The sequence below is a fragment of the Arenibacter sp. P308M17 genome (assembly GCF_003426735.1).
Taxonomy (GTDB): Bacteria; Bacteroidota; Bacteroidia; order Flavobacteriales; family Flavobacteriaceae; genus Arenibacter.
Genome location: NZ_QVON01000004.1, coordinates 114,046 through 134,569, shown reverse-complemented (window position 1 = coordinate 134,569; position 20,524 = coordinate 114,046). Strand labels below are relative to the sequence as shown.

Annotated in this window: 12 protein-coding genes; 4 read left to right on the top strand and 8 right to left on the bottom strand. The window is 44.9% G+C overall.

The window, feature by feature from the left end; translation table 11 throughout:
- Positions 1-64 precede the first annotated feature (64 nt).
- The 8 genes from D0S24_RS21090 to pepE form a co-directional block, all read right to left on the bottom strand.
- Positions 65-232, bottom strand: a complete 168-nt coding sequence (locus D0S24_RS21090; RefSeq protein ID WP_181938075.1) for a DUF6747 family protein — start codon at positions 230-232, stop codon at positions 65-67.
- 124 nt (positions 233-356) lie between these two features.
- Entirely contained in the window at positions 357-1,124 is a 768-nt protein-coding gene (locus tag D0S24_RS11340; protein WP_117019986.1) for a M48 family metalloprotease, read from the bottom strand.
- Between the two features lie 987 nt (positions 1,125-2,111).
- Positions 2,112-2,846, bottom strand: coding sequence for a M15 family metallopeptidase (locus tag D0S24_RS11335; RefSeq protein WP_117019985.1), 735 nt, complete (start codon positions 2,844-2,846; stop codon positions 2,112-2,114).
- Positions 2,847-3,263: 417 nt separating this feature from the next.
- Positions 3,264-4,433, bottom strand: coding sequence for a gliding motility-associated C-terminal domain-containing protein (locus tag D0S24_RS11330; RefSeq protein WP_251795773.1), 1,170 nt, complete (start codon positions 4,431-4,433; stop codon positions 3,264-3,266).
- Positions 4,434-4,442: 9 nt separating this feature from the next.
- Positions 4,443-9,047, bottom strand: coding sequence for a hypothetical protein (locus D0S24_RS20925; protein WP_220377749.1), 4,605 nt, complete (start codon positions 9,045-9,047; stop codon positions 4,443-4,445).
- Positions 9,048-9,421: 374 nt separating this feature from the next.
- The gene (locus D0S24_RS11310) at positions 9,422-10,570 is read right to left on the bottom strand and encodes a gliding motility-associated C-terminal domain-containing protein (protein ID WP_117019984.1); all 1,149 of its coding nucleotides are present in this window, start codon (positions 10,568-10,570) and stop codon (positions 9,422-9,424) included.
- Between the two features lies 1 nt (position 10,571).
- A complete protein-coding gene (locus D0S24_RS11305; protein WP_117019983.1) occupies positions 10,572-13,295 on the bottom strand; it encodes a hypothetical protein in 2,724 nt (907 codons plus the stop codon).
- Between the two features lie 188 nt (positions 13,296-13,483).
- The gene (pepE, locus tag D0S24_RS11300) at positions 13,484-14,176 is read right to left on the bottom strand and encodes a dipeptidase PepE (protein WP_117019982.1); all 693 of its coding nucleotides are present in this window, start codon (positions 14,174-14,176) and stop codon (positions 13,484-13,486) included.
- A 486-nt stretch (positions 14,177-14,662) separates the two neighbouring features.
- On the opposite strand from pepE, the gene D0S24_RS11290 reads away from it, so the two are divergent.
- The 4 genes from D0S24_RS11290 to D0S24_RS11275 all read left to right on the top strand — a co-directional run bounded on the left by D0S24_RS11290 (position 14,663) and on the right by D0S24_RS11275 (position 20,283).
- Complete coding sequence (locus tag D0S24_RS11290) at positions 14,663-15,424, top strand: carboxypeptidase-like regulatory domain-containing protein (RefSeq protein WP_117019980.1); 762 nt, start codon at positions 14,663-14,665, stop codon at positions 15,422-15,424.
- A gap of 467 nt (positions 15,425-15,891) precedes the next feature.
- The gene (locus D0S24_RS11285; RefSeq protein WP_251795772.1) at positions 15,892-16,692 is read left to right on the top strand and encodes a carboxypeptidase-like regulatory domain-containing protein; all 801 of its coding nucleotides are present in this window, start codon (positions 15,892-15,894) and stop codon (positions 16,690-16,692) included.
- A 713-nt stretch (positions 16,693-17,405) separates the two neighbouring features.
- Entirely contained in the window at positions 17,406-17,915 is a 510-nt protein-coding gene (locus D0S24_RS11280) for a DUF6702 family protein (RefSeq protein ID WP_117019978.1), read from the top strand.
- Positions 17,916-17,982: 67 nt separating this feature from the next.
- Positions 17,983-20,283, top strand: a complete 2,301-nt coding sequence (locus D0S24_RS11275) for a M1 family metallopeptidase (protein WP_408912546.1) — start codon at positions 17,983-17,985, stop codon at positions 20,281-20,283.
- Positions 20,284-20,524: the final 241 nt, after the last annotated feature.

The following is a 20,524-nucleotide window of genomic DNA, read 5'->3' as shown; positions in this document are numbered from 1 at the left end:
TTTTTTTATTGAAGTGATTTCATTTGCTTTTATAGTGTTCAAGTAAAAGAGCAAATACAATTATTTAGAATTCAAATCCGGTAAAGGCCCTAAATACGAAGGCATAAAGTGCCATGAATAACATTGCCACACAGAAAACGGAGTAAATTTTTAACAATACTACTACATATTCCGGTTTACAATTTTCGAATGCTGCTAAATAAATGTTCTTAAAATGTAATAATGTTCCCATATAGTCTCATTTAAATGATTGTAAATCAAAGCTATAAGGGTTAAATTTTTGTGGGTATAAGATTTGGATCCGGTGCAATATACCAATAATACCCTGAAATACTAATCTTGGAAAGGGAAATCCGTTATTGTTGCCCTTTAAATCGGTCAATGGCCGCTTTTATACGTTCAATTCTATTCTCAGGGTCTGGATGTGTACTCTGAAATTCAGGGACTCTATTGGGTCCGGCGGCCGACTTTAATATTTCCATTACCTTGATCATTTCATAGGGGTCGTAATCGGATTGCATCATAAAAAGCACTCCAAGCTCATCGCTTTCCAATTCATCGTCCCTGCCATTGGTCAAAAGAGTGTTTTGGCCAATGCTACTGACAATGCCACCGGCATCGGCGCCAACGGAAGCCCCCATGCTTATGGTCTGCCAAAAGTTGCTGTCGGCTATCCTTTCTGCAGAGTGCCTGCCGATTACATGCCCAATCTCATGTCCCAACACCCCTGCAAGTTGCGCTTCGTTCAATTTGGAGAAAAGGGCATAGGTTATAAAAATGGGTCCGCCCGGCAGGGCAAAGGCATTGATGGTCTGCTCATCTGCCAATAAATGAAAATCATATTTATAGGGGGTTTCCCTGGCAATACTGTTATTCACCAATTTATGGCCCAACTGATCAACAAAAGACTGTAATCGTTCATCAGGATATAGTCCGCCATATTGCTGTGCCACTTCGGGAGCACTCTGTAGGCCAATGGCAACTTCTTGTTCCGTACTCATATTAATGTTCTGGACCCTGCCGGTATAAGGGTTTTCCTCCTTGTTATTGCAGCGCTGGACAAAGGCAAAGGCCACAATTGCCAAGCCTATGAATATTCTGATTTTCCAACTACCTCTTCTCATTATATTGTGTTGTTTGCAATACTTAATGTACAAAAAATCATTCTATCTTATGGTTGTCCCATAAAATTTTTATAAATCATCATAATTCAATTTTTAACAATGATTTAGAGTTGTTGATGTCTGTTGTAACGGATCAATCTCAAAAGTTGTGTATGGATTGGATAATGATAGAATAAACCTTCCCGGAGTTTTTGTCCCGTTTATTTTTTGCATCGCCCAAATGCAGAGCATTCATGAATACCAATAAAAAACGATGGAAAAACTATCAAAATTACAACAATCCTAAAATGACTGTACAGTCATTTTAGGATTAAGAAAAAGAGTTGTATAACTATATCAGGATTTATTTAATAACCTGTATAGCTATTTCTGTACGGGATTCCTTAAAAGGATCACCAAATTATTCGTCAAATGTCTCAACTAAAAAGTGTAGACTTTATGTATCTGCACCAGATTTTAGGAAGGACTAAAAATAAGTGCCATTTAGTATTCCGGTTTCGTTCTGAAGTTATATCCTAATTTACAAAATGATCAATCTAGTTGTCTTCTATATTCGATTTTAGGACGGGTCGCCTCCCCTCCTTGGAGGGGATTGAGGGGTGGGTAATCCATAGATACTCCATAGATACTCCATAGATACTCCATAGATACTCCATAGATACTCCATAGATACTCCATAGATACTCCATAGTTAGTCCATAGATAGGCCGTATATGCAAATAGGCTAGGTCCACCCCTTTTTGGTGCGCTAAAATAACTCCGTTCCAATATATTAATTTGGTTATTTACAGTTAATGGAACTGACAATCAAAAAGCAATTCCAATCCTTTAATTCTAATTTTTGCATAAACACAATACAATAAGTTGTAATCTGCTTTTTGATTCGATATATCGTAATTAAAAGATATGGTTTAAATCAGCTGGTTGTTATCGGATTTTTAGTCTTAAGTCTTGCAACGAAGTGGTCTTTTGTCTTTAATCGGGCCATTATAAAAGATCGGGGTTAATGTCCAAAATGTTATTTTGTATATATGCTTTTAGAAATCCTGAGGTAAAGTTTTCGCTCCCTATGATGTTTTCCTCCAATAGCAGCTTAAATATATTCTTTCGTCTAAAGGCCTTTAACATAGGGATGGAAATAGGGGCATAGCTATAATGCCAGGGTTCGTATTTAAATCCCTTTCTTTTGGGATCATCGGTATATACCAAATAGAAGCCATACTTGTTGGCATTGTCGTCCATCCATTTTTTTAGAAGGGCGAAAGGGCCGCCTTCTTCAAATTTTTCGGGCACCAGCACATCCCCTGTTGTTTTTGGATAGCCGTCAATGATGTCTATATCCGTTCCCCAGTGATGTCTACTGCTGCCAGGGATGGTAGAATATTCAATAATTTTTTCAATGGCACCTAATTTGGTCATCCCTTTTTCTTCGGTATACTGCAGATATTTACGTTCCCAAATAGCTTCCTGACGATAAAAATTACGATAGCTGGATACAATTTTTAGATCCATACCATCACTGTAGGCCGCTTTTTTCATCTCCATAAAGGCGTCATGGGCTTCCTTTCTCAGGTTGATATCCTTGCCATATAATTCAATATCCACCTTGCCCATTAGTTCGGCCACCGAATATTCGGTTTCCTGGGATATGGTGAGGCCCGGTAGTAATGAAAGGGCCAGACCGGTATAGCTACTTTTTTTAATAAATGATCTTCTTTGCATAGGGTACTAATTATATGTTTACGAACAATCCATTAAATCCTAATTGCCCCAAAAATACTGCCAAGTTTTAAATTCTATTGGTATTGATCCAAATAACTTGGGAAATATGAATAAAATTTAAACTATAAAGTTACTTAATTTCTGAAAGATTTGGTGCGGACCTGAGCAATGATTTTTTTGCCTACTGCCTACTGCCTACTGCCTACTGCCTACTGCTCACTGCTCACTGCTCACTGCTCACTGCCTACTGTCCACCTTGCCAAGGAATTCCATTCCGTTCCAAAACCTCCGCCCATGCCGGTACGGAAGGGTTTACCTCTCCTTGGGAGAGCCTGCCTTTGCCGGTAGGCAGGGTCGGGACTGCTTTTTCGGCAGTTCCGGGTGAGGTAAAATATAAAATTTCTTGAAATTTTATATTTAGTTCTCCGAATTTTGGGAGAGGTACAAATAGCCCTGATGCTTCACTTTAATATCGTTTAGGGTTATAATGTAAAAGTAGACCCCAGAGGGCATGCCTATATCCCCTTTGACCAACATATTTCTGTTGGAGATGCCTTCAAATCCATCCCTATAATTTTCCTTGTAGTATACCAGAACACCGTACCTATTGAAGATTTGCAGTAGGTTGTTGGGCGATTCCCCAATACCGTCTATCACCAGATAATCGTTGGTGCCATCGCCGTTCGGGGTAAGAAAGTAATTGCCCAAATCTATGGTGGTGAGGGTTTCATTAAGATCTAGGGCCCCGCCGATCGTTATGATCTCATAATCATTTGGAACAAAGGTATCCGAACTTATGGATCCAAAGGAAAATTCCCCTTCCAATGCAGAATTCCCTAGGTTTACCCATTGCTGTTGCTCCTTGCTCCAGCCTACCACTACCAGGTCGCTAATGTATTCCCCAAGAATACCTATATTGCTTAAGTTATCCCAGCTAAGTGTTACTATGCTGGGGGAATCTCCCTCCAAACGCCAAAATTCCCGGTTGCTTACGGCGCCTACATTAAAATCCTTGGCATCCGCATTAAAATTTTCTACATAACTGGAGAGGTTGTCGGGACCTACAAAGAAATAGGCACATTTGGCCTGTGCATTAACACTTTCCGAAGTAATGGTCAATGGGCGAATACGGTCATCGTCCCCAACCGGAAAAGTAAAGGTATCCTTATTTGTAATAGCTCCATACCCATCTATTTTGGTCTGGATTCCCTCGCCGACATAAAACGAATCATCGGAATAGTTAAAGAAAACATCGGAGCTATTCCTGGGTGTAAATATGTTACCGTGTATAAAGTTGAAATTATTTAGTATCCCAACGCTGGTCTCCAGATAAAGTCCGTCGTTTACAGCTACCTCGGAATCATAAAAAACAGGGGCAAAGGCCCCGGAAATGGTCAAAGGGGCGTTGGTACTGTAAAAGCCGACCAATCCTAAGTTTTCATCAAAGGTACCATCGTTGATAACGTTCATATGGAAGCCTACCATGGCCGATTCGTGGATCTGTATATTGCCGTAATTGTGTACGGCATCCTGGCCAATAATGACATGCAAAGTAAAAAGGAACACTATTAAGGCCTTGATTTTCACGTGCTTATTTTATTTTATTTTATTGATTGTAAAGCTAGATGTTCCGCTACCAGATAAATATACTCCTCCCGAATCGGCTTCCCTTTCTGTAATAATAGTGATATTATCATTGGCATTTAATTGTAATATCTCGTTAAGTGTAACTGTGGGCATAAATCTCTCTTTTTCCCTTAAATAACCAGTTGCCCCAATGGCCCCAACTGGAGATCCGTTGACCTCAATTCTCATGGTTACGCTAGTCTTGTCCTCATCTGCCCATAAGGTTAAATTGGCCCTAATATCATATCTGCCCGCTTCCTTGACCCTTAGGGTATTTCCTGTTACCTGATACAAATTGTTGCCATCGTCCTTATAATTTTCATTTCCAAAAATAGGTACCGATGTACCATCGTTATTTAAATTGGTATATGTATTGGTGTTTGTCCATCGTCCCCCAAAATTGATTTTGGACTGATGTAGTACACCATTGGTACTAGCTGTTATTATTTTGTCGGACGTACTTGCGTCCGGTAAGGATCTAATTCTTGTAGTACCGTTCACATCCAATTTTTCTGTGGGATCGTTGGTGTCGATACCTACGTTCCCGCCATTTTCCAAAAACAAGCGATAATCGGCTATATTACTTTCAACAAAATTCAAACCATTGGACAAAAGGTTCCAATGCCATTTAGGAGTTCCTGTATTGTCTTCAAAGGCCAGCACATCTACCCCGTTGGCCCTAACGACCAAAGGATGATTGTTGAATGTTGTTGCTTGGTTTATTAAAACCTGGCCTTTGTTTCTTACGAGCCGCAATTTCTCGGTGTTGTTGGCTTTTAGTACAAAATCCTGGGAATCGGTGGTTCCTGCAAAATTGGTGTTGGAGTTGGTCCCTGAGTTGCCCGATAACTCCCATGACGGATTGCCGGCATCCCCTTTATCCCCTTTAGGACCGGCTGCTCCTGTGGCTCCAGCAGCACCAGTGTCTCCTTTGTCGCCTTTGGCTCCTGTTGGGCCTTGAGCTCCGGTCGCACCAGTATCCCCTTTGGGACCTATGGCACCATCAATGCCATCCGATCCTGCGGGACCGGCGGATCCTGTGGCCCCGGTATCGCCTTTGTCTCCTTTAATCCCCTGTATACCTGTGGCACCGGTAGCCCCCGTATTTCCTTGTACACCTTGCGTGCCAGTAGCACCTGTATCACCTTTGTCGCCCTGGTCTCCCTTGGTACCAGTTGCGCCAGTGGCTCCTGTTTCACCTGTATCTCCTTTATCACCCTGGTCACCCTTGTCTCCTTTTTCACCTTGAATTCCTTGCGCTCCTGTAGCTCCAGTATCGCCTTGGTCACCTTTCTCACCCTGTATTCCTTGCGCTCCAGTTGCGCCAGTAGCTCCGGTCGCACCAGTATCGCCTTGGTCGCCCTTGTCGCCTTTCTCACCCTGTATTCCTTGCGCTCCGGTTGCTCCAGTATTCCCTTGGTCGCCTTTGGCACCAGTATCCCCTTTTTCACCTTGTATTCCCTGTGCTCCTGTGTCACCTGTGTCCCCTTTGTCTCCCTGGTCCCCTTTTGCTCCGGTTGCTCCAGTATTCCCTTGGTCGCCCTTGGCCCCGGTTGCACCAGTATCTCCTTGTATTCCTTGCGCTCCGGTATCACCTTGTTCACCTTTTTCACCTTGAATTCCCTGTGCACCTGTATCTCCTTTGTCGCCTTGGTCACCCTTGGCCCCAGTTGCTCCAGTTGCGCCAGTGGCTCCTGTTTCACCTGTATCGCCTTTTTCACCTTGGATTCCTTGAGCTCCTGTGTCACCTTTGGCACCAGTAGCTCCTGTTTCACCTTGTATTCCTTGCGCTCCGGTATCTCCTTGGTCACCCTTGGCTCCGGTCGCACCAGTAGCTCCGGTATCCCCTTGTATTCCTTGTGCTCCAGTTGCACCTGTATCTCCTTGGTCACCCTTGGCACCTGTTTCACCTTTGTCGCCTTTCTCACCTTGTATTCCCTGTGCTCCGGTTGCTCCAGTATCGCCTTGGTCGCCCTTGTCTCCTTTGGCTCCGGTATCGCCTTGGTCACCCTTGGCTCCTGTATCACCTGTATCTCCTTTGTCGCCTTTTTCACCTTGTATACCTTGCGCTCCTGTGTCACCTTTGGCGCCAGTGGCCCCTGTTTCACCTGTGTCTCCTTTGTCGCCCTGGTCCCCTTTGGCTCCAGTAGCTCCTGTTTCACCTTTATCTCCTTGGTCGCCCTTGGCTCCGGTCGCACCAGTAGCTCCGGTATCCCCTTGTATTCCTTGTGCTCCGGTTGCACCCGTTTCACCTTTGTCGCCCTGGTCACCTTTGGCACCAGTTGCGCCTGTGGTTCCTGTTTCACCTGTATCTCCTTTGGTACCAGTGGCTCCAGTATCGCCTTGGTCCCCCTTGGCACCAGTTGCTCCAGTGTCTCCTTGGTCGCCCTTGTCACCTTTCTCACCCTGTATTCCTTGCGCTCCTGTTTCACCTGTATCTCCTTGGTCGCCTTTGGCACCAGTATCACCTTTTTCACCTTGTATTCCCTGTGCTCCTGTGTCACCTTTGTCTCCTTGGTCTCCCTTGGCCCCGGTTGCTCCAGTAGCACCTGTATCACCTTTGTCGCCCTGGTCACCTTTGGCTCCTGTCGCACCAGTTTCACCTTTATCTCCCTGGTCTCCCTTGGCACCAGTAGCACCTGTATCTCCTTGGTCTCCCTTGGTACCAGTTGCACCAGTGGCACCTGTTTCACCTGTATCTCCTTTGGCACCAGTGGCTCCAGTAGCTCCGGTATCGCCTTGGTCACCCTTGGCACCAGTATCGCCTTTTTCACCTTGTATTCCTTGTGCTCCTGTGTCACCTTTGGCGCCGGTATCTCCTTGGTCACCCTTGGCCCCAGTTGCTCCAGTTGCGCCAGTGGCTCCTGTATCTCCTTTGTCGCCTTGGCCGCCCTTGGCCCCAGTTGCGCCTGTGGTTCCTGTTTCACCTGTATCTCCTTTGTCGCCCTGGTCTCCCTTGGCCCCAGTAGCTCCGGTATCCCCTTGTATTCCTTGTGCTCCAGTTGCACCTGTATCTCCTTGGTCTCCCTTGGCACCAGTATCGCCTTTTTCACCTTGTATTCCTTGTGCTCCGGTATCACCTTGGTCGCCCTTGTCACCTTTCTCGCCCTGTATTCCTTGCGCTCCTGTTTCACCTGTATCTCCTGTGTCGCCTTTGGCACCAGTATCACCTTTTTCACCTTGTATTCCCTGTGCTCCTGTGTCACCTTTGTCTCCTTGGTCTCCCTTGGCCCCGGTTGCTCCAGTGGCTCCTGTTTCACCTGTATCTCCTTTATCACCCTGGTCACCTTTGGCTCCAGTAGCTCCTGTTTCACCTTTATCTCCCTGGTCGCCCTTGGCTCCGGTCGCACCAGTTGCACCAGTTACACCCTGTATTCCTTGTGCTCCGGTTGCACCCGTTTCACCTTTGTCGCCCTGGTCACCTTTGGCTCCGGTCGCACCAGTAGCTCCGGTATCCCCTTGTATTCCTTGTGCTCCGGTTGCTCCAATATCGCCTTGGTCGCCCTTGGCACCAGTTGCTCCTGTTGCTCCGGTATCGCCTTGATCACCTTTTGCACCAGTAGCACCTGTATCACCTTTGTCTCCCTGGTCACCTTTGGCACCAGTTGCGCCTGTGGTTCCTGTTTCACCTGTATCTCCTTTATCACCCTGGTCACCTTTGGTTCCAGTAGCTCCAGTATCTCCTTTGTCTCCCTTGGCTCCAGTAGCCCCTGTTGCTCCGGTATCTCCTTGTGTTCCTTGTGCTCCAATATCGCCTTGGTCGCCCTTGTCACCTTTGGCTCCTGTCGCACCAGTTTCACCTTTATCTCCCTGTTCTCCCTTGGCGCCAGTTGCGCCAGTGGCACCTTTTTCACCTGTATCTCCTTTTGCACCAGTTGCCCCAGTGGCTCCTATTTCACCTGTGTCTCCTTTATCACCCTGGTCCCCTTTTGCACCAGTTGCCCCGGTATCTCCTTTATCGCCCTTGGCACCAGTTGCGCCAGTGGCTCCTGTATCTCCTTTGTCGCCTTGGCCGCCCTTGGCCCCAGTTGCGCCAGTTGTCCCTGTTTCACCTGTATCTCCTTGGTCACCCCTGGCACCTTTTTCACCCTGAATTCCTTGCGCTCCGGTCGCTCCGGTAGCCCCGGTATCACCTTTGGGCCCAATGGCACCATTGGCTCCATCAGTACCATCAACACCCGCAGGACCTTGCGGTCCCCTTAGGTTGGATGTCGTAAATTTTGTTCCGTCGGTATAATTGAAAGTAATTGTCCCGTTGCCATTATCCAAGGTTGATTGAATGCCGACACCCCCCGTAGCAGTGGATCCCCCTGTACATAGGTTGTTCCATTGGGTTCCATTGTAGAAGAAAATACACTGCGCATCCGTGTTAAAGACCATTGCCCCACGAAGGGGTTTAATGGCCTGCATTTGGGTATTGGAAACCCGGGTAAGTACAAATGCTTTGGTACTGCTTTCCAATTCAACTATGGAAGCCGCATCGATACTGTTCGGATTTTCACCAATTTTTACTTGGGCGGTTGCAAAGGTGCAACCCATCAAAGTTAATAATAGGAGTAATTTTTTAAAGTCCATTGAAAGGTATTTGGGGTGCAATGACCTATATGGATCCAAATTTAACCTACTTATAAAGTAATGTTAAATTTATGTTGTGAACAGGATGAAAGCTGTTGCGTACCGGTAGTTAGGAAAATTTGGGCTATGGAATGTGCCGTTTATCGATGGGGCGTTTGTAGGTGAATACGTACAGGATAGTGGATGCGAGATGTTAGAATTGAGAAATGAGATGCTAGATAATAGAAATGAGATACTTGATAGACTTTGAACCTTGATCATTGAACTTTTTTTGCCTACTGAATACTATCCAATTTCAATACTCAATACTATGTACTGAATACTAAGCATTACTTTCAACGTTCCCTCCCCTTGGGGGAGGGTTAGGGAGGGGCCTAGTTTTCCAAATACAGAAACCCCTGGTAATTCAACTTTAGGTCCTTCATGGCAATGACATAGAAATAGACCCCATTGGGCAATCCGGCGGCGCGGTTGATGACCAAATTGTCCACATTGGAATAGCCCGTAAAGCCGTTGGTGTAATTGTCCTCCTCATATACTTTTTGTCCCTGACGGTTAAAAATGCTGATGGTATCGTCATTGGAGAGTTCCAGTTCGGCTATATAGAGCGCATCGTTTACGCCATCCCCATTGGGAGTTACCAGGTAGTTGTCCAGCGTAAGCAGTTCCTTGGCCGTGGCTTCCGAAGCAAAGGTGATAACGGCATAATCGTCCGGGATAAAATTTTCCGAAATCAAAAATCCCTGGCTTAGGTCGCCCACCACGGAGGCGGCGCCCAGATTTACCCAGGATCTGCCCGCAATGCTCCAGCCTACGGGGATGATCTTTTCCACCTCCTCGGTCAGGGCGGCCATATTGCTGCGTGGGTTCCAGCTGATCTGTATGTTGGAGGAAACACCGCCTTCCAAATGCCAAAATTCCACCTCACTGATACTTCCCATGGTCCTGGGCTTTTTGGTGGGATCGAAACTTTCGGGAAAGGTGGTGGGGTTGGTGGGACTCTCCAGGTAATAGGCGCATTTGGCAAAGCTGTTGGTGCCGCTGCTATTCAGGGTCAGGGAACGCAATTGCTCTGAATCGCCCACCGGAAAAGTAAAATTTTGTTCGTTGTTGATGGAGACATAGCCATCTACCTTGGAGGGGTCGCTTTCGCCCACATAAAAGGCATTTTGCAGAAAATTGAAATAAATGTCCTGTTGTTGCCTTGGGGTAATAAAGTTGCCCGCCACAAAATTAGTGTTCGAGGCAACACTCATCCCGGTGTTGAGCAGTACCCCCTGGTCGTTGGCAATCTCAGCATCGAAGAACACCGGCATAAAGGCGCCGGAAACATTTATCATACTACTGCCATAAAAACCGGCCAGGCCCAAGTTCTGGTCGAAGGCCGCATTGTTGATTAGATCGGTATGGAACCCTATCTGTCCCTCATCGTGGATACGGATGTTGCCGCTATTGTACAGGGCCGTTTGGGCGTTAACAAAAACACCTAATAAGAAGAACGATAAGAAAAGAAAATTCTTCATTTTAATTTATTTGTTGCCAAACACTTCCGTCACTTTGAAGTTGTATAACTCCTAAAGCAATTGCGTTAGTTGGAGCTCCATCTGAATCTAAATATGTTGAAATAGTTGGGGTAAAGGCTGTATTATTTTTGATGATATAAATTCTACCAGTGAATAAAGTTGCTGATGGTAAAGTAATATTGTGATTATCTCCAAGGATTATTGTATGATGAGAGTTATCTAAAGTAAGATCCGAATTTGTTATTAAAATTGCAGTAGAAAAGGAACCTCCAGTATGTAATGTAGAATTAGGTGCAATTGTTCCTACTCCAACGTTTTGGCTGGCATCTATTCTTATAGCTTCTTGACCATTTGTTGAAAAACCTATTTGATCCTCATCGGCTCTGAACATTCCAGTATTTGTATCTCCATCCGTGTAAAAGCCGTAAGACGGTTGTCCAGCTGTTCCTTCTGTAGCTGCAAAACCATCACTTGCTTGTATTTGTCCATTTACATCTAATTGACTTTGGGGCGCGCCTGGTAAATTTCCAATACCTACATTTCCTGTAGTAGGTAGTCCGGAATTATCTCTAAATATTAAATCAGAACCATTTAGGTCATAAGTTCTGACTTGACCTGTGGTTTGTGTAAGGTCAGTGTTTGATAGGTTTTCTTCGCCAGATGCTGCCGCGAGTTCGTCAATTGCTGCCTGTGTATCGGTTGCGGTTAGCAGTGATGTGGTATTGTCGTATGTCACCTCTGCGGCGGTCTGGTCGTCGGTGCCGAGCAGGGCGGCCAGATTTACGGTCTGAGCGGTTCCATCCTCGATCCCTACGGTAAGGGTGGTCCCGACCAATCCCAGGCTTTCAATATTCTGGTCATCCGTGGCTGGGCTTGCCGCAAGTTCGTCAATTGCTGCCTGCGTATCGGTTGCGGTTAGCAGTGACGTGGTATTGTCGTATGTCACCTCTGCTGCGGTCTGGTCGTCGGTGCCGAGTAGGGCGGCCAGATTTACGGTCTGAGCGGTTCCATCCTCGATCCCTACGGTAAGGGTGGTCCCGACCAATCCCAGGCTTTCAATATTCTGGTCGTCGGTCCCTCCGTTTGCCGCGAGTTCATCAATTGCTGCCTGTGTATCGGTTGCGGTTAGCAGTGACGTGGTATTGTCATATGTAACCTCTGCTGCGGTCTGGTCGTCGGTGCCTCCGCTTGCTGCGAGTTCATCAATTGCAGCTTGGGTATCTGTTGCGCTGAGCAGTGAAGTAGTATTGTCGTATGTCACCTCTGCTGCGGTCTGGTCATCGGTGCCTCCGGCAAGACTACTTAAATTAACACTGCCACCCAAGACAGTTGCTGGATTGGTTAATGAGAGAATGTTGGTAGTGGTATTAAATGCGATGTCAGTAAGTTCATTGCTTAAACTCCCATCCACTTCCGTAAACGTATTATTGATAACATAAGGGCTTGCAGCCGTCCCTGCCCCTGTGATGTTAATAAAGGTACCTCCGTTAGGGTCAATAATACTACCATCTGCTCCATTACTTCCGCTTAAACTTGCCAAGGGTACGGTCCACGGATTACCGGCTTCCGTAATTACCAAATCGGTGCCAGTTAAAACGGCATTGGTGATAAGTTCATTGTCCTCGGCCTTGTCGTTATCCGCATTTTCTGAAGTGGTAATGGCATTCGCCATTTCGGTATCCGTTGCAAAGGCACTTAAATTTGCCGTAGTAGGATTTCCATTTTGAATGTTAATGGTCAGGTTTTGTCCCGTTAAATTCGCTGGGCCCAAATTTTGGTTATCGGAACCAGTATTATTAAAAGCTCCCAAGTCTACTCTGGTTTCATTTCCAGATTCAGTAATGACCAATTCATTTCCTTGGATTTCAGCTCCAGTTAGGATTTCATTTTGGTCATCCAAATCCCCATCAGCAGTAATATGATCGTTGATCGAAGTAGTGTTGGCCCCAATGTCGTTACTGTTCTGAGCAATATTGTTGGAGTTTACGGTTATGGCATTGGCATTGGCCAGAATGTCGCCTATGACCGTATCGGCCACCTTAATGGGGTCTGCAGCCGTACCGGCCCCCGTAATGGTGGTCTGGTCCGCCTGGGTGGCGCCCAGTTCGTTCTTGTTGACCCATACCACATTGCCGGCAGCATCGGTGGTCAATAGCTGGTCAAAGGCACCCGGCTGCATGTCGCTCGGCTGAATAGTACCATCAATAATTTCAAGGGTGCCCACAGCAGCTTCCTGTATTTCGTCTTTCCCTACGGTATTGTCCTGTAATTCCGAGGCACTTACCGAATTGGGGGCCAATTGCCGCTCCCCAATGGTGGCAGTGGCAATATCGGCACCAAAGATAGTTTCGTTAACAATGTTCATCCCTGTAATCTGCCCTACTTTTAGGTCGAAGTTATTGCCGCCGGTGGAAGTAATGACCACCGTGGCATCGTCCGAAGTAAAGGTGATGGAACCGGCTACGGCATCGCAGATATCCTTCCATTCCGTTCCCGTATAGTAATGGATGCATTCTATGTCCGTATTGTACACCAAGGCGCCTGAGGAAGGCGTTATGGCGTTCATTTGTGCGGTGTTTACACGGGTTATGACCAATACCCTGGAACTGCTTTCCAGCTCCAGCACCGAACTGGGGTCTATATTTTGCGGGTTGTCGCCTATCTTGATCTGCGCCTGCACGGCCATTCCCAATAGCAGGCAAAAAAAGAAGTGGATATATTTCATTTTCAATTTTTTTAGTGTTCCCCCTATTGTTCAAGGTTCAAAGTTGAAAGTTCAAAGTTCAAAGTTCAAAGTTTGACCTTGAATCCAAACTTAAAAAAATGGGCTATCAAATGTAAAATTATCCCAAGATATTCACAGTTTAATCGGGTAAAATACCTTACTACTAGGTGAACTGAAATGTATCCCCGTTAAAAGGGAATATTCCTGCTTTCATAGGGTTTTTTCCCAGCTTCAAAGATGCGGGCAGTACCCTCTCCCTTAAGAATTGTACGGTCCCCGTCTACCAAGATATAGTTGCCCTCCCGGAGGCCTACTACGGGGGTATTGTTTAAGCAATGGAACTCACGGATCCTGGTCTCCCTGGTTTCCCCTTTGTGCTGGCTATTGGGGTCAGGGTCCAGATAATGGGGGTTAAGATTAAATTTGACCACGCCCAAGGTATCAAAACTGGGAGGGTACGTTATGGGCATATCGTTGGTGGTCTTCATACTGGGGCCCGCTATATTACTGCCTGCGCTGCTTCCCAGATAGGGGGTGCCGGAAGCAATTTTTTCCCTTAAGGGATCCATAAGCCGTATTTGGTGCAATTGCTGCACCAGGAGAAAGGTATTCCCCCCACCCGTAAAAAAGCCTTCCGCACGGGCAAGTCCGTCCAGAGGGTCGGTAAAGGTATGGAGTCCCGCCACTTTTTTGTTTATTTTGGAAAAGGCCTTGGCCGCCAGGGCCGTATAATCATCATGGGAAATTCCACCGGGCCTGGCGTAGGGGATAAAGGTAATGGTAGTGCAGCCCTCAAAAAAGGACTGTAATTCTTCTAGGAGATACTCCAAATAACCCTGTCCGTATAGGGTAGAGGTACTGGCCAATAGTATTTTTTTCATGTGTTGGTGTTTATATCTAGCTATAAGGATTAGTACATGACAAAAATCATCCTTTAAAAGTTTATCTGAAAATCCGCTTTCCCCTCCAGATAATTATCGGCATTAGTACCCAGTAACTTCGGGGCGTACATAGTTGGCAGTGGCAGTTTACAGTTGGCAAAAAATGGATTTCACTGTCAACTACTTATTGCTTACTGCTTACTGAAAACTGTTTACTGAAAACTGTTTACCGTTTACTGCCTACTGCCTACTGCTTACTGTCCACTTCCGGGTGAGGTAAACACAAATTAACAAAAGTTTAAAGGTCTTTATCTTTTTTATAAACCCAACTTGCTTTTTCTTTATCCCATCTTGGGATAAAGGCAGCACCTAGGTTTATTTCTTTGAAGTGATTTAAATTTTTGGACAATTCGCAAAAGTTAAAATCACTTATTTGGGAAAAATAGGATATTTGACGCTTAATTTCTCTAATTTTAAATAAAAAAAATGCAAAATAGAATTCTTTTCCTGCTTTTCTTCCTATGCGTCGCAATCTCTTATTCACAGGACGATGATCGCCAATATTTAAGGGGACAGGTACTGTATAGAAATGTAAACGTTCCCAATGAGAATGTCATTAACGTAACTACGGAAAGGGCTACGATTACCAATGAGAAGGGGGAATTCGGAATTATGGTAAAAGCGGGGGACCAATTGGTATTTACGGCCATAAATTACCAGTTGATGGTAGTCGATATTACCGATGAAATATTGGAAAAGAACAGGTTGGTAGTGGAGGTGACCGAAAAAGTGACCGAATTGGACGAGGTAGTGGTAAGCCCGGAGAATCAGGAAAAATTTCTTCAGGCCCAAAACAAGGAATTCCTGGATAGGGAATACAATTACGAAACGGACCGCTTAACGGCAGTGGAAAATATAGCTCTGTCCGATGCGGACAAGGGCATGAAGGACGGACTTAATTTCGTGAATATATTTAAGGCCCTGATGCTGGCCGCCAAAGGAAACAGTACCGAGGTGGAGCGCGAACCGTTGAAGGTAAGTGAGGTATTGCGACAGGTTTACGACGACGAGTTTTTTGTGCTGGACCTGAAACTGCCACAAGATAAGATAGACGATTTTTTACTGTATTGCGATACCCAATTGCCGGAAAGGTCATTGTTGCAAAAGCGCAATGAATTTCAGCTCATCGATTTCCTGGTTACCCATAGCAAGACCTATCTGGAGCAAATGGAAGAGGGAAAAAAGTGAACAGAGGGCAGTGAACAGTTTTCAGGTTTAAAGTTCAATGTTCAATGTTCAATGTTCAAAGTTCAATGTTCAAAGTTCAATGTTGTCCGGTCGAGCGCCCGCCCGTACCGAACGGTCCGTTCGGGCGGGGATCGAGACCTATTTAAGTGGAGTGGGCAGTGAACAGTGGGCAGTTTTCAGGTTTAAAGTTCAATGTTCAATGTTCAATGTTCAAAGTTCAATGTTCAAAGTTCAATGTTGTCCGGTCGAGCGCCCGCCCGTACCGAACGGTCCGTTCGGGCGGGGATCGAGACCTAAATAAAGTGGAGTTGGCAGTGACAGTGGGCAGTTTTCAGGTTTAAAGTTCAATGTTCAATGTTCAAAGTCTAACGTCTTGAATCTAACATCTAACGTCTTGAATCTAACATCTAACATCTAATATCTAAATTCTAACATCTAACTTCCCACATCCAAATAAACAGAACCTAGTGCGTACTATCCCCATACATGTGGTCTTCATCCTATTTGGTGTATTTGCCCAGACACTAATGGCACAGGATCTTTCCAAGACTATGGAGGGAAAGGTGTATAGTGAGGATGGGGATGTGGCGGCCACCCATGTGCTCAATACCACCACCAAAAAAGCCGCTATTACCGATATTAATGGGTATTTCTCCATTGTTGTAAGCCTAAACGATACCTTGGTCTTTTCTGCCGTACAATATAAGCGCAAAGAAATAGTGGTCCATGCCGGTATCCTGGAGAGTACATTTTTATCGGTTCCCTTGGAGGAATCCAATATTGCTTTGGACGAGGTGATCGTGATGCCCTATAACCTAACGGGGGAGTTGGGAAGGGACATGAACAATATGGATGTGGGTCCTGTAATTTCCGCCAGCAGTTTGGGGCTTCCCAACGCCCATGTTAAGCCCTTGATGCAGAGTGAAAGATTGCTAAGGGAAGCTTCTATGGGTCCTTTCAATTTAGGAATGCTCACCACTATCCCTTTTAATCCCATGATCAATGCCATAACCGGCCGCACCAAGATGTTGAAGAAACGGGTGGCACGGGATATTAAATACAACAAATCCCAACAGTTGCGCACCCAATTTGCCGATAGTCTTTTTGTGCTGCAACTTAAGATTCCCTTGGGAAAAATAGACGATTTCCTCTATTTCTGTGAGGTCGATGCCAATTTCAACACTATAGTGGATAGCCAGGACCTATTCGCCATTTGGGAATTTATAAAACAAAAAAGTGTCGTTTACAGAAAGAACAATGAACAATGAACAATGAACAATGAACAATGTGTCAATTTATAATGTTCAAAGTTTAAAGTTTGGCTTAGTATTTAGTATTGAGGTTGGATAGTTTTCAGTGGGCAGGGAGAAAGTTCAATGTTTAATATTCAAAGTGCTTAATTTTGAAGAATAACATTCCCCTCTTGAGAGGGGTTAGGGGTGTGTATTGAGCGGATCCTGGTAGCTATCGGGAGAGGCCTTATTAAGTGGAGTTGGCAGTGACAGTTGGCAGGGAAAAGTTTCTGGATCAATTAACAATAAACAATGATCAATTTATAATGTTCAAAGTTTAAAGTTTGGCTTAGAATTGAGTACATAGTATTGAGTATTGAGATTGAATAGTTTTCAGGGGGCAGTAGCCGGGTTGAAAGTTAGAATGTTGAAAGTTATAAAGTTGAAAGTTGAAAGTTGTCCGGTCGAGCGCCCGCCCGTACCGAACGGTCCGTTCGGGCGGGGATCGAGACCTAATTAAGTGGAGTTGGCAGTGACAGTTTTCAGTCGGCAGTAGCAGTGGGCAGGAAAAAGTTCAAAGTTATAAAGTTTAAAGTTATAAAGTTTAAAGTTGAATGTTCAAAAGTCTGATGTCTATGTCTAATGTCTAAAATCTAGTATCTCAATTCTAACATCTAACATCTATTTTTCACATTAATAGTCATGCAAATGGCACAGTCATTGCTTATTTTTGACGGATAAAGAAAATCATGCAACCAATAAAGAAGACTCTTTTAATACTATTGTTGCCGCTGCTGGCGTTCACGGTGGCCCATAAATTCTACCTCAGTGTAACCAGTGTGGAATACTCGGACCGGTATAGGGCAATTCAACTTACGACCAGGATATTTATAGACGATTTTGAAAAGGTTTTACTGGAGAGGTATGGCATTGAGGGCAATTTGGCCAGCAAAGAGGAGTCTGCAATGGCCGATACCTATATAGAAAAGTATTTAAAGGAAAAGTTTATTGTTGAAATCAACGGTAAGCAGGTGGATTATGATTTCTTGGGGAAAGTGTATGACAACGACATTATGATCTGTTATGTGGAGGTTCCTGAAATTAGTTTGGAAACCACCTCCACCATTTCCTTAAGGAACGAGGTACTCATGGATATTTTTGAGGAACAGAAAAATGTGGTCCACTTTAGACTAGGGAATCAGAAGAAGAGCTTTGTACTTATCCGTGGGAATAATAAAGGAATGTTAAAGTTAAAATAATTTAAAACAATCCATTATATAATTGTTAAATTTCTGCGCTAAAAAATCAATATCAAATATGATTGGAATGAAACATGTTTTTGCTTCACTATTATTCCTTTGTGCGGCCGTGACGGTGGCCCAGGAAGAAGTAAAGAACGAACGGGAACCCGGACATCTAAACCAGAGTAAATTTAAGCAGCTTTATGAAGAGTTTGCTACCCCGAACACCTATAGGTCGGCCTCAGGGGCTCCAGGGCCGGATTATTATCAGCAGCAGGCAGATTATAAAATGGATATTGAGCTGGATGATAAAAATGCCAGGATTTACGGTTCGGAAACCATAACCTATACCAACAATTCGCCCGATGACCTTTCGTTTTTGTGGGTGCAATTGGATCAGAACGTACGTTCCAAAACTTCCAAATCGCCCTTGCGCGATGATGAGGGCGTGCCGGTGGCCGAGCCGGTGGCCAGTTTTGCCAATAAATATATGACAGCGCCTTTTGATGGCGGATTCAATATAGAATATGTTAGGGACGCCAACGGAAAGGCCTTGCCCTATACCATTAACCAGACCATGATGCGGATAGACCTGCCCGAAGTTTTAAAAAGTAAGGGGCAGGTATCTTTTTCCATAAAGTGGTGGTACAATATTCCGGACCATACCGTTAATAGGGCACGTTCCGGATATGAATATTTTCCAAAGGACGGTAACAGGGCCTATGTAATTGCACAGTTCTTCCCGAGAATGGCGGTCTATAGCGATATAGAAGGCTGGCAGAACCATCAGTTCTGGGGCAGTGGGGAGTTTGCCCTTCCCTTCGGTAATTACGAGGTAAATATTACCGTTCCGGCCGATCATATTTTGGACGGTACGGGAGAGCTTCAGAACATGAAGGAAGTATTTTCCAAAGAAATGCTAAGTCGGTACGAGAAGGCAAAAAAGTCCTATGACAAACCTGTAATCATAGTGAGTCAGGCCGAGGCCGAAGAAGCGGAGAAAGGGTTTTCGGACAAGAAGAAAACATGGAAGCTTAAGGCTGAAAATGTAAGGGATTTTGGTTTTGCCAGTTCCCGTAAGTTTATTTATGATATGCAGGCCGTTAAAATAGGCAATAGGGATGTCATGGCCATTTCCATGTATCCAAAGGAAGGCAATCCGTTATGGGAGGAGTATTCTACCAAGGCGGTTGTGCATACGTTGAAATCCTATTCGGCCCATACTTTTGATTATCCCTATCCCAAGGCCATATCGGTCCACGCCAAGAATCAGGGAATGGAATATCCTATGATCTGCTGGAACTACGGGAGGCCCAATGAGGACGGTACCTACTCGGATAGGGTGAAATATGGTATGATTTCGGTAATTATCCACGAGGTGGGGCACAACTTTTTCCCTATGATCGTTAATTCCGATGAGCGCCAATGGGGTTGGATGGATGAAGGCTTGGATACCTTTATGCAGTATATGGCAGAGCAGGAATTTGGCGTTGCCTTTCCCGAGGCCATTGCCCCAAATAGCAAATACCCTTCCGGGAGGGGGGAGGCATCCAAGATAATACCCTATATGTCCGGCGATCAAAGTACCATAGCGCCAATTATGTCCAATCCGGAGAATGTATATCAATTGGGGAACAATGCCTATGCAAAACCTGCCACCGCCTTAAATATTCTTAGGGAGACCGTAATGGGAAGGGAATTGTTCGATCACGCCTTTAAAACCTATGCAAAACGATGGATGTTTAAGCATCCGTCCCCGGAAGATTTCTTTAGGACCATGGAGGATGCCTCTGCCGTAGATTTGGATTGGTATTGGAGAAGTTGGTTCTATACTACGGATTATGTGGATATTGGGGTTAAGGGAGTAAAGAAATATTATGTGTCGGACAAGCCTTCCAAACAAATGCGGGAAATAATGGCGGCAAGGAATATTAAGGAAGAGGATTTGCCTCCCTTGGTCTATTTGGAGGAAGAGGAATCGGAGGATGCCGATGCCAACTTAAAGGGAAAGGCCCCATCGGAAAATTCCAAAACCCTAAAAGAGTTTATGATGGACAATTTGTCCGTGGCCGAGAGAAATGCGATTAAGGAACCCAAATATTTCTATGAGGTTACTTTTAACAAACCGGGAGGTATACCTATGCCATTGATCGTAGAATATACCTATGCCGATGGTACTAAGGAAAATGTTACCTACCCACCGGAAATATGGAGGAAAAATGACCAGGAGGTAAAAAGGGTGGTTGCTTCTGCCAAGGAATTGGTAGGAATTATGGTAGATCCGAAAGCGGAAACAGCAGATATAGATACTACCAATAATTCATGGCCCGCCCAAGAGGTGAAATCCGACTTTGAGATCTTTAAGGAGAATATAAAGGGGAAATAAGGTTTTTCTTAGTACATGACAAAATTCAATTCCGCATGATTTTCCTCGATTTTAGACCCCGACCCTAAAGGGGGGAATCGAGGAAAATCAAGCACCCCTGCCTACCGGACAGGCGGGCTTTAGGGTTTGGGGTAAAACGGATTTTCCGAGATACCTTGTTATGACGATTTTTGTCTTGTACTATAAAGTTTATACAATTTGTTTTGACCTTAAATTGGAATTGGCCCTAAATTAATTCTAC

Bases quoted from the DNA above. Each gene is read 5' to 3' on its own strand.
- D0S24_RS11280 (WP_117019978.1), top strand. From the start codon at position 17,406: ATGCAACCAATAAAGAAGACTCTTTTAATACTATTGTTGCCGCTGCTG.
- D0S24_RS11290 (WP_117019980.1), top strand. From the start codon at position 14,663: ATGCAAAATAGAATTCTTTTCCTGCTTTTCTTCCTATGCGTCGCAATC.
- D0S24_RS20925 (WP_220377749.1), bottom strand. From the start codon at position 9,047: ATGGACTTTAAAAAATTACTCCTATTATTAACTTTGATGGGTTGCACC.
- D0S24_RS11335 (WP_117019985.1), bottom strand. From the start codon at position 2,846: ATGCAAAGAAGATCATTTATTAAAAAAAGTAGCTATACCGGTCTGGCC.
- D0S24_RS11305 (WP_117019983.1), bottom strand. From the start codon at position 13,295: ATGAAATATATCCACTTCTTTTTTTGCCTGCTATTGGGAATGGCCGTG.
- D0S24_RS11310 (WP_117019984.1), bottom strand. From the start codon at position 10,570: ATGAAGAATTTTCTTTTCTTATCGTTCTTCTTATTAGGTGTTTTTGTT.
- D0S24_RS21090 (WP_181938075.1), bottom strand. From the start codon at position 232: ATGGGAACATTATTACATTTTAAGAACATTTATTTAGCAGCATTCGAA.
- pepE (WP_117019982.1), bottom strand. From the start codon at position 14,176: ATGAAAAAAATACTATTGGCCAGTACCTCTACCCTATACGGACAGGGT.
- D0S24_RS11275 (WP_408912546.1), top strand. From the start codon at position 17,983: ATGAAACATGTTTTTGCTTCACTATTATTCCTTTGTGCGGCCGTGACG.
- D0S24_RS11340 (WP_117019986.1), bottom strand. From the start codon at position 1,124: ATGAGAAGAGGTAGTTGGAAAATCAGAATATTCATAGGCTTGGCAATT.